The sequence below is a fragment of the Paenibacillus sp. FSL F4-0125 genome, assembly GCF_038008565.1.
GTDB lineage: Bacteria > Bacillota > Bacilli > Paenibacillales > Paenibacillaceae > Paenibacillus_AQ.
Genome location: NZ_JBBOZJ010000001.1, coordinates 2,377,286 through 2,395,121 on the forward strand (window position 1 = coordinate 2,377,286; position 17,836 = coordinate 2,395,121).

A 17,836-nucleotide genomic window follows, 5' to 3' on the forward strand; every position below is an offset into this window, starting at 1 on the left:
GATGCCCAATTTAGCCTCTCATGCTGGAACAAATAAAAAGCAAGCCTAGTCGCCAATAACGTGGAGACTAGGCTTGCTTCATTTAGCTAGGGAGCTAGTTATAACAACATCCCTAAGCGTTATACTGCGCCTGATGCAGACGGCTGTAAATGCCACCTGCTTGGACTAACTCTTCATGGCGGCCTTGCTCGGCGATGCCTTCTTCATTCACGACCATGATCCGGTCGGCGTTCTTTATGGTCGTCAATCGGTGGGCGATGACGAGTGTGGTTCTGCCCACGGACAGATCCGCCAGCGATTGCTGAATCGCTGCTTCCGTTTCAGTGTCAAGCGCAGAAGTAGCTTCATCCAGAATCAGAATCGGTGGATTCTTCAGGAACATGCGGGCGATCGCTAGGCGCTGCTTCTGTCCGCCGGACAGCTTCACACCGCGCTCTCCGATCACCGTATCCATGCCTTCTGGCAGATTCTGAATGAGATCTTCCAGATGGGCACGCCGAGCTGCTTCCCAGATTTCAGGCAGCTTCGCATCGAGCTTTCCGTAAGCGATATTCTCGCGAATCGTACCAGAGAACAAGAACACATCCTGCTGCACAATCCCGATCTGCTTACGCAACGACTCCAGCTTCATGTCACGGATATCGATGCCATCAATGGTGATAGCTCCACCTGTGACATCATAGAAACGAGGGAGCAGGCTGCAAATAGTGGTTTTGCCTGCACCAGAAGGTCCGACAAAGGCAATCGTTTCGCCAGCCTTTACTTGCAAACTAATATTTTGCAGGACCGGACGGTCCTCGTCGTATCCGAAAAAGACATCCTGGAACGTGATATCTCCGCGCAAAGTACTTACCTCAACGGCATCAGGCTTGTCGCTGATATCAGGTTCCGTGTCGATAATCTCAAGATAACGTTTAAAGCCGGCTATTCCTTTTGGATAACTCTCGATAACGGCATTAATCTTCTCGATCGGACGGAAGAAGACATTGGATAATAGAATAAATGCCACAAATTCACCGATTTGGAGCTCGCCATTGATGAAGAACCACGCCCCGCTGATCATCACAAGGATCGTAATAAGGCGGGTCATCATATAGCTGACAGACAAGCTTTTGGCCATAATTTTATAAGCCAGAAGCTTAGTTTTACGGAACATTTGATTATCTACTGCGAATAGCTCCTGTTCATGCTGCTCGTTGGCAAATGATTGCACAACCCGGATTCCGCCGACGTTATCTTCGATACGGGCATTGAAACTACCTACATTTCCAAAAAGCTGGCGGTAGGTGGAAGTCATGTTGCGTCCGAAGTAAATGATCACCCAAGCCATAATTGGAACGATAATAAAAGTAATAATTGCTAGCTTCAGATTAATATCAGCCATTAGGATGAAGGCTCCAACGAGTGTCATGATGGCGATAAACACATCCTCAGGACCGTGATGCGCCACTTCGCCGATATCATTTAAGTCGTTGGTGATACGTCCGATTAGGTGACCTGTTTTATTGTTATCGAAGAATCGGAAGGATAGTTTCTGGATGTGATCAAACATTTTTTTACGCATATCGGTTTCGATGTTAATACCAAGCATGTGACCCCAGTAAGTAACGACATACTGCATCACCGTATTCAAGGCGTAAATAGCTAGAAGTGCGACACAAGCAATAAGAATAAGCGGCCAATCTTGACCCGGGAGCAAATCATCAATAAATTTATTGACAGCTACCGGGAATGCTAGTTCTAGCAGACCTGCAAAAACAGCGCAGGAGAAGTCCAATATAAATAGTTTTTTATATGGACGATAGTAGGAAAAAAAACTTTGAAGCATTCTGTTCACTCTTTTCTATAAAATTATGTATGAGTTCTATTGAAATTGATTCTCAATTGTCCTGATTATATGGATACTAAAGATGTCGTTCGGGTTTGTCAATAATTTGGATATAAAATTACTTAAGGGTTGTAACTTTTATAATAATAGTGGAAGATAGTTCTTAATGCCATGTAATAAATATTTTTATTTTTCTAGCTTAGTCACTTACCGTCCTTATAGGGAGGTCAAAGATGGTTATGCTTGTTGTAATTTAGGAGGATACAGGATGAAAGCATCACAACGAGAAGGAATTATTCAGAATAAAGGCTTAACGGATACCAAATATGATCGCTGGCTGCTAGTGCTGGGAATTGTTTTTATCGCAGCAGCACTTAGGGCGCCTTTTACATCTGTCGGGCCATTGGTTCTAATGATTCAGGATGATTTAGGCTTATCGAATACTTCAGCAGGAGCTATTACCACTCTACCATTGTTGGCTTTTGCCATCTTGTCCCCGTTTGCTCCAAAGCTAGCCCGCCGCTTCGGTTTGGCTAACGTGTTAGTAATTGCCATGGTTATGCTGGCTATGGGGATTTTAATCCGGTCGGGATCTGGAGTAGGTCTGTTGTTCACAGGTACGGCAATACTCGGGCTATCTATTGCAGTATGTAATGTGTTGCTTCCGGGACTTATTAAAGGGAAGTTTCCCCACAAAATCGGATTAATGACAGGTGTCTATACCGTATCTATGAATTTATGCGCAGCAGTCGCTTCAGGAATTAGTGTCCCTCTAGCCAGTAATACTGGATTTGGCTGGAGAGGGACTTTGGCCATATGGTTTATGATTGCAGCGCTAGCAACGTTGTTCTGGATTCCGCAAATGCGCAAGCTTGATCAAGGGACTGGCGCGAGTAATCCGGTCTCTAGCGGTAATATGTGGCGTTCTTCGCTGGCTTGGAAAGTAACGATTTTTATGGGCTTACAGTCACTGCTCTATTATGTCTTTATTGCTTGGTTTTCAGTTCTCCTTGGGGAGCGAGGGATGTCATCAAGCCATGCAGGCTGGTTACTATCACTGATGCAAATGGCGCAGCTGCCGTTTACTTTCTTCGTGCCGCTGTGGGCAGGCCGGATGAAGAATCAACGTATTCTAGTAATAATCACTGCTGTTCTGTATTTCATCGGAATAGGTGGGATCTGGCTGGGTAGCAGTGCCTTAATGGCTGTATGGGCGATATGCTTTGGTATTGCCGGAGGTTTTTCCTTCGGTCTTGTGATGATGTTCTTCAGTCTACGGACCAGAAGTACTCGAGAAGCAGCGGAGCTGTCAGGAATGGCTCAATCTGTAGGTTATGTACTTGCTGCCATGGGACCGGCCTTATTCGGATGGCTGCATGATGTGACGAATAGCTGGACGATGCCGCTGATTTTATTGCTTGCTGCAAGCGTAGTGCTGCTGGTTGTCGGACTTGGCGCTGGTAGCGATCGATATGTGGGAGATAGAAGATAATCATTTATTGAAAGTTGAAAAAGAGTGTATTGGCGCGGAAGCTGCGTCAGTACACTCTTTTTTTGTGACATAGGAAGAATCGCCTTCAGTGTTAGACTCGTTTGTATGCGACAACCCGGATTCTACGATAATCCATCACCCAGCGGTTATCCTGAAATAACGTTGGCTTCAGTTTCTGTTCCATATAAGAGAGGACTTCTTCTCGTTCAGGGGGTGTGAGGACACTTAGGATTCCATTAGCAAAAGTGTTCAACCAGCGCTGGAACCCTTGCTCTCCAGCCTCTAGTGGTGTTGGACGGTCGAAACAAAGGGCGAGGTCTACAGTTAGCCCATGCTGTTCTAGTAGTGTTGTGTATTGTCCGATGCTTGGAAAGTACCAAGGCAGCTGAAGCTTACCGCTACACCCTATAGCGGCAAAAGCGTTTGGAAGTTCAGTAACGATGGAAGCGATATTGCCCAGCCCTCCGAACTCAGCGACAAAACGTCCGCCTGTTCGTAAGCTAGCAGCGATTGAAGCGGCAGCTCCGTTCGCGTCGGTTAACCAGTGTAGAGCAGCATTGCTGAACACAGCATCGACTGGCTGTTCCGCGACATAGCTTTGCCCGTCTGCTAAAATGAATCTTAGCTGGGGATGCTTGTCACGGGCAGTCTGAATCATTTCAGCAGAGGCATCAATCCCTGTTACAGTAGCGCCGCTAGCAGCAATGGTTACCGCTAAGTCGCCAGTTCCGCAACCCCAATCAATAATCTGTTCGCCAAGCTGGGGATGCAAAAGCTCAATCAAAGATGCTCCAAACTTAGACACAAAGGCCATGTCAGTATCGTAGGTTCCGGTGTTCCACTGCTGGTTCATACGTATTCATCCTTTCTGGTTTAGATGGACACTTCTGATGCGCTAGATTCTTTAACTATGTTGTACCATACTGACAACTTATAAGAGAAATATATAAAGTGAATAACACTGATTGGTTATTCCTATAGTGATGTGTTTCAATTTAACGTACTATCAGTCGTATTACACAATACGTAAATAAATATATTGCTTTTTATCTGAAAAAGAAGTATAGTCTTAAATACGGTGATTATTTCACTGGTGTACATAATGTGCGGTCGTGGCGGAATTGGCAGACGCGCACGGTTCAGGTCCGTGTGGTAGCAATATCGTGGAGGTTCGAGTCCTCTCGACCGCATCTAGTTAACAATGAAAAAGCTCTTGAATTTCCCTATATGGAGATTCAGGAGCTTTTTTGTATTAACGTTGTTGGCAAATCAACTTTGTCATCAAGGAGAATGCCAAAAGGCTGGAATAAGGATCGTATCTTGTTCCAACCTGATTTATAGAGACTAACTAAGCTGTTTAGCTTTAGCGTTTTTTAATTTACGGAATACGATGATCAAGAAGATAACACTAAACAAATCAGCAGTTAATGAAAGCAAGCCAGCAGTGCCATTACCATCCGGATTATTGTAAGCAGTCATGAACACTGAGACATCCCAAAGTCCATGTAGCAACATCGCCCAAATTAGACTGCCTGTAAATCTACGGACCAAATAAAAAGTGACTCCGGAAAGAGCGGCCATGCAAACTTGCATGAGGGTAACTGGAATAGCTTGTCCTAGCAGTATGTTTGAGCCGTGTATAAGACCAAAAATTATGCTGCTAAAGATACATACCCAGCCCTCCGATAGCCGAGAGCGCAGTGATGTCAATAGTAAGCCGCGAATCGTTAACTCTTCACAGAAACCTACGAGTAGTCCGAATACAATTAGAATGAAAATGAATTTGCCGTCAAATTGACTGAAATTCGTTGATGAAAAGTTAACAAAGATGCCAATCAGCATAATTAATGGAGAAATAAGCAGCCACTTATAATTCAACCGTTGTTGTGTATTGTCAAATAGTGCAGACCGCCACCATCCGAGCAGGGAGGCTACAATAATTAGTGCAACAGCACCTGCGGCCATTGATGCGATGGCTGAACGGAGCAAGTTATCCGCTGATGCACCAAAGTCTTCATACGATACTCCGGATAATTTTTGGATCGGAATTACAATACATAGATACCCGACTGCGATGAGTAAGCCAATCCAAATTTTTGGTGTAACACGCATTTGACGGTCTGTTTTTTTCATGTTATAACGAACCTTTCTGTTTGTATTGAACAGCTAAATCAATTGAGGGCACGAAATATGTAACTATTTAACTAATCTTAGTTTATAGTTTAGATGAAATTACGTTATGAAAATTTTCAATGTTGTCATATTTTTTCAAAATTATTTTCACTAATTCGTTACCAATTAATGTATTGGATAAAGCCGTCTATAGCATATGCTATTGGCGTTTTTTTTGCGGCCATAATCTTAGCGGAATACATAAAATGGGTATTTTGTATTGACAATTATATCGGCTTCCGTAATAATAATATTACGGTAAACGATATATCGCTAACAGTAATAGAATAACAGTAATAGAATGGAGATGGAATCATGCCTGAAAGCTCAGAAAGAGGAGCTTTAACGGAAGCAGTGTTTTACATTTTATTGTCTCTATATACCGCAATGCACGGATACGCGATTATGCAGAATGTGAAGGCTTTAAGTAATGGTCGAGTGGATCTCGGAGCGGGCACTTTATACGGAGCTATCAACACCCTGCTGGAGAAAAACTGGATAAGATCTGTGGAAGGGGAAGAGGGCTCCCGAAGAAAGGAGTACGAAATTACGGGATTAGGGAAGACGGTGATTCAGGGGGAGCTCATCCGGTTGGAAGAGCTGATTGCCAATGGGAAGAGAATAGCTGGAGGTGAGTCCAAATGATACATGTGGTTCGCAAAATGTTTTGGGATTTTGAGAAGGAAGAACAGTGGCTGAATGAAATATCTGCCAAAGGGCTGGCCCTTACAAACTACACATGGTGCAAATATGTGTTTACTGAAACGCCTAAGAATGAGTATACGTATAGGATTGAGCTTTTAGATAATGTGCCTACTCATCCCGAGAGCATCGCGTACATCAGGTTTTTAGAGGAGAATGGAGTAGAATGTATTAGCAGCTTTGGACGTTGGATCTATCTTAGAAAGAAGTCATCTGAAGGTGCTTTTGATATTTACACGGATCTGGAATCCAAAATAAAACACTTTAAGCGAATTAACACGCTATGGAATTCTGTCATGTGGTTAGAGTTCATTGTTGGTTTAGCGAACATTCTCATTGGGCTAACGAATTATTTCACTTCCTCCAGCAGCATTAGTTTGGTAAATGTTATTCTAGGCGGGCTTTTAATTCTTTTAGGACTTGTTTTTTTAAGAGCTGGCGCACCTATCCGTAAGAAAATTAAAAAGCTTCAGCAAGAGAATTTAATAAGAGAATAGTCCTTATTCTTGTGATATGTATAAACAGCAGGTTTCCTGATTACTCGGGACTTGTTGTTTATTTTTTTGGTCTATGACGATAACGCGCAATCTCATTGCTTTTCACCGGCCTATCATTTAGGACTCAGCTATCAAGCTTAATTACTGAAAAAAAGGTATACTGGAATAGATTACGAAATTGTAATAAAGTTTGTCCCCATCTCAAAAGAGGAGGCTGCACAGGTGTCTGAATTTCTTTTTAAGCAACTATACTTACGGTCTTCTATAGGGGTTGCTGTAGTCTCTCCCAAGGAAGGGACCTTGATTCAATCCAATCCAGCACTTTGCCATATGCTTGGTTACTCTGAAGAAGAGCTTTTGAATCTACATTATTTAGATCTAATTTATCCAGACGATAAGACTAATGATGATCATAACGTTATCCTGAACAAGCTCTTAGCAGATCCTGGGACCGCAATTGAGTTAGAAAGACGGTTCTTATGTAAGGGTGGCGAGATGATCTGGGTAGCACAACATATATTTCTAATTCTTAAGGAGAATGCTAGTGAACCTCTTGTCTTGATTTCGGAACTAACGGATATCACAGACCGAAGGCTTGCCGAAGATAAGATTCAGAAAGATCAGCATTTATATAATTTGATCACCCAAAATACACCGGATATGATTTCTTTTGGCGATCCTGACGGTACATTGCACTACGTCTCTCCTTCAGTAGAGTTGCTGCTAGGATATCCGGCACATGAAATGATTGGCACAAAAAGACCGGAGTATTATCACGTAGATGATGCATTAGAGATGACCCAACACGGAAAGCTCTATTCTGATACGGATGTGTATACACGTAGAGCCCGGCATAAGGACGGACATTATTTGTGGATCGAGAGCAGTTCGCAGGTAGTTCGTGATGAGCAGGGGGAAATCAAGCAGATTTTAACCATCGGCCGCGATATTACACAGCGTAAGAAATATGAGGATATGCTGGCGAAAGCCCAATATCTTGCGAAAATGGGATCTTGGGAATGGGATGCGACAAAAGCACGGTTGACGGTTTCTAGAGAGATGCGCAATATTTTTGGTTTTTCACTGGATGACAGCATTCATTCCTATTTTGATTATAAACGTGTCCTTTCCTGCATTGAGCCCAATGATTTAATCATACTTAAAAAGCTAGTTCGTCATTCTTTAGCCATTGGAACGAATGGTGAAGCTATGGTTCGAATTAAGAGTGCGGATGGAATATTAAAGTTTTTGGATGTGCACTGGGAAGTGATTAAGGATGAAGAAGGAAGAGTGCTACAGATCAGCGGGATTGCCCAGGATGTGACTGAACGTCATCGAATGGAGGAACAGATGCGTGATAGTGAGCAGAATTACCGACTCCTGTCGGAAAATTCAATGGATTTTATTTCACGAAATACAGCGGACGGACACCTCACCTATCTGTATGCATCACCGATTTGCCAGACGATGTTAGGGTATACACCGGAAGAAATGTACGAAACCAGAGGTATAGATTACATACATCCTGAGGACAAGGAGAAGGTAATATCCTATCTTAACAGTTGTATTGAAGGCAAAAAGCTCGAACCTGTATCCTTCCGGTTTCTGTGCAAAGATGGGACCTACATTTGGACGGAGACAACACTACGCTATATTTACTCGGAAATCTTTGGAGGACAAGAGCTGGTGTGTGTAACCCGGGACATTGCGGAACGGGCGCGGCATTTTGAAGAAATAGAGAAGTTAAGTAACGAGCATGCTCTAATATTGAATTCGGTATCTGAAGGTATATTTGGCATGAACCTTGAAGGCGATACGATGTTCATCAATCCTGCGGCGATTACTATGCTGGGATATGATCCAACGGAATGGATGAACAGCAAATTCCATGCGATTCATCAGACTTGGCTGGATAGTGAGCCATTTTCGGGCATTCAGAAGACACTGATACCTTCGCATTTCAATAATCGCTCTTTCGAAGAGAAGGAGGGTGTGTTTTGGAGGCAGGATGGCTCCAGCTTTTTGGTCAGATATCGCATGACACCACTTTTTGATGGGGAAGAGCGAATCGGTGCTGTAGTCGTTTTTCGAGATATTACCGAAGAAAAGGAGATTGTGCGAGCGAAGGAGTCTGCTGAGGAAGCAGATCGGGCGAAATCGGAGTTTCTAGCGATCATGAGTCATGAGCTGCGTACACCGATGAACGGTATTATCGGAATGGCCGACTTACTTTCAGGTACAGAGCTGGATGAAGAGCAGAGCTACTACACACAAATCATTAACAGTAGCGGGGAAGCATTGCTTCATATTTTGAATGAAGTACTCGATTTCAGCAAAATCGAAGCAGGCATGATGACATTAGAACTACAAATGGTGGATTTGCGTGAAGTGATACAGAATGTTAGCGAGCTATTTTATCCAAAGGTCAAAGAGAAAGGCTTATTATTGTCTATCGATATTGCAGCAGATCTTCCATTTGTCATTGTGACGGATGAGTCGAGATTGCGCCAAATTCTCGTAAACCTGGTTGGGAATGCGGTGAAATTTACGGAAAATGGTGAAATCAGTATTTCTGCCAGTCTGGAAGCTTCGCAAAAATCAGGAAATATTATTGTTAAATTCATGGTTAAAGACACGGGGCTGGGGATTCCAGTTGCCAGTCAAGGGTTATTGTTTCAATCGTTCTCGCAATTGCATCCTTCCATCAATCGTAAATACGGCGGAACCGGACTTGGATTGGCCATTAGCAAAAAGCTGGTGGAGCTGCTCGGAGGAACAATTGGCGTAAGAAGTTGTGAGGAGCATGGCTCAGAGTTCTATTTCACAGTGGAGGTCTCATTGCCGAAAGAGGAATGGAATCAGAAGGTTGCACTTCACCCTTCGGCGGATGTAGGCAAAAGCGATAACCCTAAAAGTAAAGGGGATGTTAAGGGGGAATATGGACCCATGTCTATTCTCATCGCTGAAGATCATCCGGTGAATCAGCAACTGATGCAGGCTTATCTAAAGAAGAGGGGCTATGTACCAGACATTGCAACCAATGGCGAGGAAGCGGTTCGCGCTGTGCTGGCCAAGGATTATGATCTCATATTTATGGATGTTCAGATGCCTATTATGGATGGGATCGAGGCAACAGGGATTATACGCGAGAAGCTGGGGCTGTATCCAATTATTATTGCTGCGACTGCCTTTGCCAGAAATGAAGATAAAGAGATGTGTTTGAGTGCCGGAATGCAGGATTTCATCTCCAAGCCTATTTCAATCAAGGAGCTCGACAGGGTATTAAAGGATTGTTCTACACGGATTCGCTAAAGGATGAGGAGTATCATTGACAAAAAGGCGTATGATTTATATATTTGTAATCGTAATTATTACGCATATCAATGTCGATGAAAGGATCCATCCCTTGTTAAAAATGAAGCGTGGCGATTTTGTAATTATTTTTATAGCGCTGTTAGCTGCCGGTTTAATTTACGGAATCAAGTGGTGGGACACCCGCAATGAGCAGTATCAACAAGGAGATTTGAAAGCTATAATTACGGTCGATGGCAAAGAATACAAAACCGTTTCTTTGACTAAGGAAGAGCAAATTATAGATATTCAAACAAAGTTCGGTCACAATACCTTAAAGGTATTTGATTACGGGATCCAAATGACGTATTCTGATGCGCCTCTGCGAATCGCTTTAGAAATGGGGTTTATTTCTAGACCGAAGCAGCAAATCATCTGTATTCCAGCTCGTTTAATGGTTGAAGTATTCAACCCTAACCGGTCTGTGAATGATGAGGATGAGCTGGATGCCATTATTTAGTAAGGCTTAACAGAACTCTGTAGGTCTTTCCATGTGGCTATGGAGTCAGCGCTCGTGTAAATGTAAGGTGTTGTTGGTTGCGCGATCGGTGTAATGGTTTCTGCACGAATTTGCATTATTTCTTGGCCCTTGTATTGCACAACTTGAAGCTTGCCCCGAACCTCTATCCAGGTATCAGTGGGCAAGCTTTTTAGTTTGCCGGAATCAACCAGCATCCCAAATGGAGTGGCATCAGCGGTACAGCACTGGACCAGAAATCTGCCAATGGCAAAAGCATTCACTGGCGTTTCACTGTCATCGCGATATAGAAACCCGGAAACGGAAATTTCTTTGCCTTCAAATTGCTCTTTATACATGTCAATAGCACCAAGTGTTTCGGAGAAAATTGCAGGGTAAACAGGAATAGTAGGCTGTACATAAAGAATCTTGGCCAGCTCTGTGAGCTCCTCATGATAGGGATCAATTGATTCGAATCTAGCGACATTGTTAGTATCGGAGGGCGATGAGGTTAAAGTTATCCCTTTTTTGCTAGCAGCCATACTTCCCAAAGCACGGTCAGGAAGTGCAAATCCAAGCAGCAGCGGAAAAAGAAATAATCCATAAAGCGCTGTACTTTTAAATATGGAATGCGGGAGGCGATGCTCGCAGTCGCATAGAACACTGCCTTTACCAAATAAGGCCTGAATGGCCAAGCTAAGTGCCATAAGTGTCAAAGGAATCGGACATAATTGAACCCAGCGTGCCAGCTTGGGCGCTACATAATAATGCAAAGCGTCTTGCTGCACTAAATGGCCAATATAGAGAGCAAAGGCGAGCAGAATGACCGCCCTTAACAAATAGTGAAATCGGATGCTTCGAGAGTCATTCATGCTCTTCCTCCTATCAGTGCGGAATTTCTATGATTACAGCCATAAGGACATGACTACGGCCCCGATAAATACGCTCGAAAAGATAAGAAAGAACAAATAAAGGGCGAATTTGGTCTTGAACAGGGAGAGTAACATCAATGAATTTTTGAAATCCAGCATCGGTCCGAACACCATAAAAGCTAGCAGTGCACCTGCCGGAAAAGAATGTACAAAGGTGGAAGCAACAAAGGCATCCGAGGTGGAGCAGAGTGAAAGCACAAATGCCAGTCCCATCATGAAAAAATAAGACCCTAGCGGCTTATCTCCGATTGCTGCCAGACTATCTTGAACCATAAACGTTTGGATGGCCGAGGTTAGTAGACAGCCGATAATTAAGTATTTTCCCATCTCAAAAAACTCGTCCGAGGTATGAACAAAGACAGCAGCTAACTTTCCTCCACGTGAATTATTGTGATGCGTGTTATCGGTTTCGCGCTGAACGCTCAGGCGTACAGGGGACTTTTTCACCGTTGCATAGATAATTAGGCCTATAATACAGGCGACAGCAAAGGCTAGACCCATCCGGGCATAGGCCAGTTCGGAGTGGTTACGAAAAGCCGTCAGTGTTGCTCCGTAGACGACAGGATTTAGGATGGGTCCGGATAGAATAAACACAATCGCCACGTAGACAGGCATCCCCTTATGGATTAGCCGGCGGACGAGAGGGATCATTCCGCATTCACATACCGGAAAAATAATTCCAAGCAGGCAAGCGAATAAAATAGCCGGCAACGCCTGCCTTGGAATCCAGCGGGAGATCATTTCATCTGGGATAAAGACTCTAAGCAGGGAGGATAATAAAGCTCCTGCTAACACAAACGGCAAAGCTTCTAGCAAAATCCCGATAAATCCGGTTTTGAACGTGTCAATGTACGCGTTATCCAGAAGTTCCAGCTGATTTGGCACCCATATAAAACCAATGATGATCAAGAAGGAAATCGGTAGAAGCAGCGGCAGTAATTTTAATGGGGATAGGGTAGTCAAGGCGCGAATAAGGCGGTCCACCGATCTGCCAGCAGTTCCTCATCTAAATTAATCCCGATGAATACCACATAAGGCATTCCAGGATAACGTGACGCCTCCCAGTTCGTACGCATACCCGCATATTGGACAAGCTGTACCGGTTCCTGTTCAGACAAAAGGATATGCCCCTTGGCACGGAGCAGGTTGTCACCCCATTCTTGAAAAAAAGCCTCTAGCCGTTCTTTGGAAGGCATGGTAGTCCCTGCTTGAGGTATGGTCATTGTGATGGCAGTCACTTGGGAAAAAGAAGCATGCTGCTCCTCCTGCACTTCTTTAACAGCGGTTCCTCCGTGCTCTGAATTCATTTGCTTCAGAGAGGCGCCTTTAAAGGTCTGGGGCGCTCGTTGCGGAGCAGGCGCGATGATTTTGCGTGGAATGATTCCTGATAATATCGGAGAAAGGTTGATCTCGCTGTAATGGGTATATACGATTTCAGCCTCTGCATTTTGTTTTCGGACACCCTTTTCAATTCGCCATAAGGTTTCAGGTTCTACAAGATCACTCTTATTAACGACAATGAGATCAGCGGTGGACAGTTGCTTGCGAAGAGTACGAACCAGTTGTTTGTCAGAAGAGAGTCTGCTGTTATATTCTAAGGCGTTTTCTGCATCCAATAAGGTAATCGTAAAATGTAATTCGACTCTTTCCTGCAGAGAGGTTTCTTGTAGTGTTTTGGCGATCTCTTCAGGATCTGCGACACCGGTAAGCTCGATATAAATAGCATCAGGGCGCCCTCTTAACAATACCAGCAGGCTGTCTGCCAGATCCTCTTTACGGCTACAGCATACGCACCCGTCCAGCAGTTTAGTCACGGTTGTACCCGTGTGCTCCTGTAGAATATATCCATCCACATCTCTCTTACCAAGCTCATTCATGACTACGCCAGGGTTCAGCCCTCTTACCTTACTCTCTTTCAGCAGGGACAACAGCAGAGTTGTCTTCCCGCTCCCCAGAAACCCGCTCAAAATAATTACTGGTATCTTCATGATCTCCACTCCTGCCTGATTCTCCTGAAATTACAAGAATCATATTTTTATAATTCCATCTATACGTGATTTGTCCACCAGAAAGACCACAAAATTAAGAGAGTTGAAATATTTACAAGACGATAGTTGACAGACTGTGAATAAAACGTGTACGATGTGTTAATCGTAATTATTACGATTTAATTAAAAAGGAGATGGAACCAATGAGAGTAATCATTACTTTAGCATGTACGGAGACAGGAGATCGCAACTATACCACTACCAAGAATAAGCGAAATCATCCAGGTCGTATGGAAATGAAGAAATATTGTCCACGCCTCAAAAGAGTTACCTTACACCGCGAAACCCGGTAAGTGCTATAAGTGCTAAATATAAATGCTAATCAATGATAGGAGTGATCTGAATGAAAAAAATCCCCGTTACTGTGCTAAGTGGTTACTTAGGCTCTGGTAAAACAACGCTGTTGAATCATGTCTTACACAACCGAGAAGGCTTGAAGGTTGCTGTTATCGTGAACGATATGAGTGAAGTGAATGTGGATGCCAATCTGGTGAAGTCCGGAAACACGCTGTCCAGAACTGAAGAGAAATTAGTGGAAATGTCTAACGGTTGTATCTGCTGCACACTCCGCGATGATTTGATTGTTGAAGTGCAAAAGCTGGCTGCTGAGGGCAGGTTTGATTATATCCTGATTGAATCTTCTGGCATTAGTGAGCCTGTGCCGGTAGCCCAGACCTTTACCTATGCGAATCCCGAGCTGGATATCGATTTAACTACGCTTGCTCAATTAGACACGATGGTTACCGTTGTGGATGCGGGCCGATTCTGGCATGACTTCTCTTCTGGTGATAGTCTGATGGATCGCAGTCAAACGGCTGGCGAAGATGATTTTCGCGATATCGTGGATTTGCTTATAGATCAGATCGAAACTTGTGATGTGTTGCTGCTTAATAAATGTGATCTGCTTGAAGAAGAAGAGCTCAACAAGCTTGAAGCTGTGCTCTGCAAACTTCAGCCGACCGCCAAGCTGATCCGTACGGTTAACGGAATGGTAGATCCGAAGGAGATTCTTAATACCGGACGGTTTGATTATGAAAAAACTAGCTTATCTTCCGGTTGGATCACGGAGCTAAATAAGAAGTCTCATACACCTGAGACGGAGGAATACGGAATATCTTCATTTGTCTATCGCCGGAGAACACCATTCCATCCGCAAAGATTAAGCTTGTTCTTCAGTCATTGGCCGGAAGAGGTTGTAAGGGCGAAGGGGATTGTATGGGTTGCCGCAGAAGGTGATCTTGCAGCGAGTATCAGCCAGGCTGGCCCCTCGATTCAGTTCGGACCTGCCGGCTACTGGCTAGCTACAATGCCTGAGGATCAGCAGCTGGAGGTATTGGAAAGCGAACCTGAAATGAAAGCCAAGTGGGACGAGCAGTGGGGCGATCGAATGAATGAAATCGTGTTTATTGGTGTGAGTATGGATCAGGCACAAATTGAAGCCAGATTGGACAGATGTTTACTGACTCTTGAAGAGCTGAAGCAGGATTGGACCACCTTTCACAATCCGCTTCCGTGGCCGGTAGAGGAGCTCCTAGCAGCTACCGAGGAATAGAATCTAAGATGAGATAGCAGGTAGGAAATCCGGAGTCAGGAGATTTAGATTCCGGATTTTTGCTGTGTAATTATAGTGAAATTTGTAAAATTCGGCTATGCTTATAATAGAGCTATGAATTATCATAGAAGGAATATATTTTAATTAATAATAGAGGTGTTGCACATGAGTTATACAAACACTTTCATTCGTGTAGCAGAAGATTGTCCTGAGGAAACAGGAATCCCCCCGATGTCTTGTCGTACACTCCCGCCTGCTCATGTAATTCAGTATGAGCTGCTTATCAATGAACCCTATAAATACAATCATGAAGAGCTTCTGTACGAGGTTCATGTGCGGCATAAACAAATCCCGCAGGAAGTACGAATGAACCGTAAGGAAGAACTATGGAATGAGCTATTTTCCAGAAAACATCCATGCCTGCGGGCCTCTTTACTTCCGAAGCGTTTCGGTTGGGGAGTTCATTACAATGCAGATGGGAAAATAGCACTATACGGCAAGGAGTCCCCTGAATACGACTATTTTACTTCGTATGGTGATGAAGCAGTGAAGCTGCTGCCAGCGATGCGTAATAAGCGGGAACGCGGTTAATAAGGAGGGATACCATGTATAAATCAATAGAGGAAATTACACTCAATACTTGGCCGGCAGAGCAGAGTGTTCTCCTAAACGGCTGGGTACTGCGAACGGCTGCAGGTTATACAAAAAGGGCCAATTCGGTCAATCCATTGTATAGTGCTGAGAGCTCTCTTACCGATCTTACGAACCAAATCAAGCTTGCTGAGCAGTACTATAAGGCTGCGGGATTAAAGCCTGTGTTTAAAATAACACCGTATATTCAGCCAGCGAACCTGGACGAGCTGCTAGCGGATCGCGGATACACAGTTGTTGAGCCATCCTCTGTAAGGCTTCTAGACCTAGAGGATTTAGCTACTCCTGATCATCGACATGAGGTACAAGTTCAGGAGAGCCTGACTGAAGAATGGCTAAATGTCTTCACGAAGCTCTCTGCGCTATCCATTGAGAATCGGAGCACATTAACTAGAATGTTATGTGCTTCGGTCTTGCAGCAGGGCTATGTTCTTTTGTATAAAAATGGTGTTCCTGCCGCTTGCGGTCTGGGTGTTATTCAGAACGGATACATAGGTCTCTTTGATATTATCACGGCTTCCGATCAGCGTAGACAAGGTATGGCGGAGCAATTGCTGCTTGCATTGCTTCACTGGGGTAAGACACAGGGAGCGACAACCGCTTTTTTGCAGGTTGTACAAGCGAATGCTGGTGCTTCGGCTTTGTATGACAAGCTCGGTTTTAAGGAAATATATCCATATTGGTATAGGGTGATGGGCGATTAAAGCAAAGCGAGGCGATGACGTATGTCCGAGTACTGGAACCGGCGGTTCGCTCAGGAAGGAATGATCTGGGGAAGTGAGCCAAGCCCTACGGCTATGGAGGCAAAGACGCTATTTCGTAAGAATAATGTGAGGTCCGTACTTGTACCGGGAGCAGGTTATGGGCGGAATACGAAGGTGTTCTCCAGTGAATTTGAGACCATTGGTATTGAATTAAGCGGGGCCGCACTCGGGCTTGCGGTGGAGTGGGACCCTGCATGCTTTTTTATTTCCGGTTCCGTATTAGACTGCAATCTAGAGACGAAGGTAGATGCTATCTACTGCTATGACTTATTGCATTTATTTCTTTATGAGGATCGCCGTAGGTTGCTTACAAATTGTCTGGAGCAATTGCACCCCGGAGGTCTGCTTTATTTCACTTCTTTTTCCGATGAGGATCCGAATTACGGCTGTGGTGCATGCTTGGAACCTGCGACTTATGAATATAAAAAAGGGAAATTCGCTCATTTTTTTAGTGAAGCTGATTTAAAAAAGCATTTTGAGCATATGGAAATTATAAAAACTGGCACCACTATCGAGACACTTAGAGATCCTCAGGGATCACCCCGTTAATATGTCCTAAGATCTATATTCGCAAGAAAATTACACGAACTTCCCTTGACCTGGTAGCGCCATTTCTTTGAAATTTTTGCATAAATGGGCTAGCTGAATAGATAACTTCTCACCTTCCATAGGCACCCCATGTCCAGAGAGAACGATATGAGGGTTTAGGAGTGCAAGGGTTCGGACTGACTTTTCCGCGTCTTCCCAGTCCGTTGTGAAATAAGAGGGCGGGCCGTGTACAACCTGATGCTGTGTAGCCACTGCGAAAACGGACTCTTGTTTGACTGTAAGAAAGGTGTCACCAGCAATCAGAACCTTATCCTCTGGTCTGAATAGGGAAATATGGCCGGGACTATGACCGGGAGTATGGATCCATTTCCAGCCTTTTGCTCCAGGGACGGTTCTGTCTTCCGGCAACGGCTGTACGGCTGAACCAAGGTCGATGCCGCGATGTGAAAATAATGAGGACACCGTACTCATCAGTCCGCCGCCTACGGCCGGGTCCGCTGGAGGATAGTCCGCTTTACCTGTTAGATAAGGAAGCTCAAGCGGATGAGCATATACGGGTATATTCCATTCCTCAAGAAGCTTTTCTACGCCCCCGATATGGTCAAAATGTCCATGTGTCAGGATAATGGCGACTGGGGGCTTCTCGAACTTCTCTTTAGCAAATTCAATAATCCTATTTGCGTATGAGCTGAGTCCTGTATCTACAATGATCCAGTCCGAATGGGGCTGGCCGATGAATGCGCAATTTACGAACATGGTTCGTAGTCCGATGACACCGGGGGCCACGTCCCAAGTATCGGTGTAGCCTTCAGATAGTATTCCATCAAGTCTCATCTTACGC

The 17,836-nt window shown here is 44.3% G+C and carries 17 protein-coding genes and 1 tRNA gene; 11 read left to right on the top strand and 7 right to left on the bottom strand.

The genetic code is table 11. The features are described 5' to 3' along the window. Positions 1-112: 112 nt before the first annotated feature. Entirely contained in the window at positions 113-1,828 is a 1,716-nt protein-coding gene (locus tag NST74_RS10080) for an ABC transporter ATP-binding protein (protein WP_341111848.1), read from the bottom strand. Between the two features lie 268 nt (positions 1,829-2,096). Here NST74_RS10080 and NST74_RS10085 point away from each other — a divergent pair, with 268 nt between their 5' ends. After that, complete coding sequence (locus NST74_RS10085; RefSeq protein WP_341111849.1) at positions 2,097-3,320, top strand: CynX/NimT family MFS transporter; 1,224 nt, start codon at positions 2,097-2,099, stop codon at positions 3,318-3,320. Positions 3,321-3,411: 91 nt separating this feature from the next. Here NST74_RS10085 and NST74_RS10090 read toward each other — a convergent pair whose 3' ends face one another. After that, a complete protein-coding gene (locus NST74_RS10090) occupies positions 3,412-4,173 on the bottom strand; it encodes a class I SAM-dependent methyltransferase (RefSeq protein WP_341111850.1) in 762 nt (253 codons plus the stop codon). A 253-nt stretch (positions 4,174-4,426) separates the two neighbouring features. Between NST74_RS10090 and NST74_RS10095 the strand changes: the two genes are divergently transcribed. After that, positions 4,427-4,510, top strand: a tRNA-Leu gene (locus NST74_RS10095). Positions 4,511-4,664: 154 nt separating this feature from the next. On the opposite strand, the gene NST74_RS10100 is transcribed toward NST74_RS10095, so the two are convergent. Further along, positions 4,665-5,453, bottom strand: a complete 789-nt coding sequence (locus tag NST74_RS10100) for a CPBP family intramembrane glutamic endopeptidase (RefSeq protein ID WP_341111851.1) — start codon at positions 5,451-5,453, stop codon at positions 4,665-4,667. Between the two features lie 354 nt (positions 5,454-5,807). Here NST74_RS10100 and NST74_RS10105 point away from each other — a divergent pair, with 354 nt between their 5' ends. From NST74_RS10105 to NST74_RS10120, 4 genes are all read left to right on the top strand, one after another. Continuing rightward, on the top strand, positions 5,808-6,137 hold the full coding sequence (locus tag NST74_RS10105) for a PadR family transcriptional regulator (protein ID WP_341111852.1): 330 nt from the start codon (positions 5,808-5,810) through the stop codon (positions 6,135-6,137). Continuing rightward, on the top strand, positions 6,134-6,691 hold the full coding sequence (locus NST74_RS10110) for a DUF2812 domain-containing protein (protein ID WP_341111853.1): 558 nt from the start codon (positions 6,134-6,136) through the stop codon (positions 6,689-6,691). Before NST74_RS10105 ends, NST74_RS10110 begins: the two co-directional genes overlap by 4 nt. Positions 6,692-6,913: 222 nt before the next feature. Then, positions 6,914-10,003: a PAS domain S-box protein gene (locus NST74_RS10115; RefSeq protein WP_341111854.1), complete on the top strand. Its 3,090-nt coding sequence runs from the start codon at positions 6,914-6,916 to the stop codon at positions 10,001-10,003. 16 nt (positions 10,004-10,019) lie between these two features. Then, positions 10,020-10,502: a NusG domain II-containing protein gene (locus NST74_RS10120; RefSeq protein ID WP_341111855.1), complete on the top strand. Its 483-nt coding sequence runs from the start codon at positions 10,020-10,022 to the stop codon at positions 10,500-10,502. On the opposite strand, the gene NST74_RS10125 is transcribed toward NST74_RS10120, so the two are convergent. From NST74_RS10125 to NST74_RS10135, 3 genes are read right to left on the bottom strand one after another with little or no spacing between them, the layout of a single operon-like run. Continuing rightward, positions 10,499-11,371: a TIGR03943 family putative permease subunit gene (locus NST74_RS10125; protein WP_341111856.1), complete on the bottom strand. Its 873-nt coding sequence runs from the start codon at positions 11,369-11,371 to the stop codon at positions 10,499-10,501. The two genes, NST74_RS10120 and NST74_RS10125, sit on opposite strands and share 4 nt — an antisense overlap. A gap of 33 nt (positions 11,372-11,404) precedes the next feature. Beyond that, entirely contained in the window at positions 11,405-12,394 is a 990-nt protein-coding gene (locus tag NST74_RS10130; protein WP_076120062.1) for a permease, read from the bottom strand. Further along, a complete protein-coding gene (locus NST74_RS10135; RefSeq protein ID WP_341111857.1) occupies positions 12,391-13,419 on the bottom strand; it encodes a CobW family GTP-binding protein in 1,029 nt (342 codons plus the stop codon). Before NST74_RS10135 ends, NST74_RS10130 begins: the two co-directional genes overlap by 4 nt. Before the next feature lie 203 nt (positions 13,420-13,622). Between NST74_RS10135 and rpmG the strand changes: the two genes are divergently transcribed. From rpmG to NST74_RS10160, 5 genes are all read left to right on the top strand, one after another. Next, entirely contained in the window at positions 13,623-13,772 is a 150-nt protein-coding gene (gene rpmG, locus NST74_RS10140; RefSeq protein WP_076098468.1) for a 50S ribosomal protein L33, read from the top strand. A 50-nt stretch (positions 13,773-13,822) separates the two neighbouring features. After that, positions 13,823-15,031: a GTP-binding protein gene (locus tag NST74_RS10145; protein ID WP_341111858.1), complete on the top strand. Its 1,209-nt coding sequence runs from the start codon at positions 13,823-13,825 to the stop codon at positions 15,029-15,031. Between the two features lie 165 nt (positions 15,032-15,196). Then, positions 15,197-15,622, top strand: a complete 426-nt coding sequence (locus NST74_RS10150) for a DUF6157 family protein (protein ID WP_341111859.1) — start codon at positions 15,197-15,199, stop codon at positions 15,620-15,622. 14 nt (positions 15,623-15,636) lie between these two features. Continuing rightward, positions 15,637-16,386: a GNAT family N-acetyltransferase gene (locus NST74_RS10155; RefSeq protein ID WP_341111860.1), complete on the top strand. Its 750-nt coding sequence runs from the start codon at positions 15,637-15,639 to the stop codon at positions 16,384-16,386. Between the two features lie 21 nt (positions 16,387-16,407). After that, positions 16,408-16,995: a class I SAM-dependent methyltransferase gene (locus NST74_RS10160; protein ID WP_341111861.1), complete on the top strand. Its 588-nt coding sequence runs from the start codon at positions 16,408-16,410 to the stop codon at positions 16,993-16,995. A 30-nt stretch (positions 16,996-17,025) separates the two neighbouring features. Here NST74_RS10160 and NST74_RS10165 read toward each other — a convergent pair whose 3' ends face one another. Continuing rightward, positions 17,026-17,829, bottom strand: coding sequence for an MBL fold metallo-hydrolase (locus tag NST74_RS10165; protein ID WP_341111862.1), 804 nt, complete (start codon positions 17,827-17,829; stop codon positions 17,026-17,028). Between the last annotated feature and the right edge of the window lie 7 nt (positions 17,830-17,836).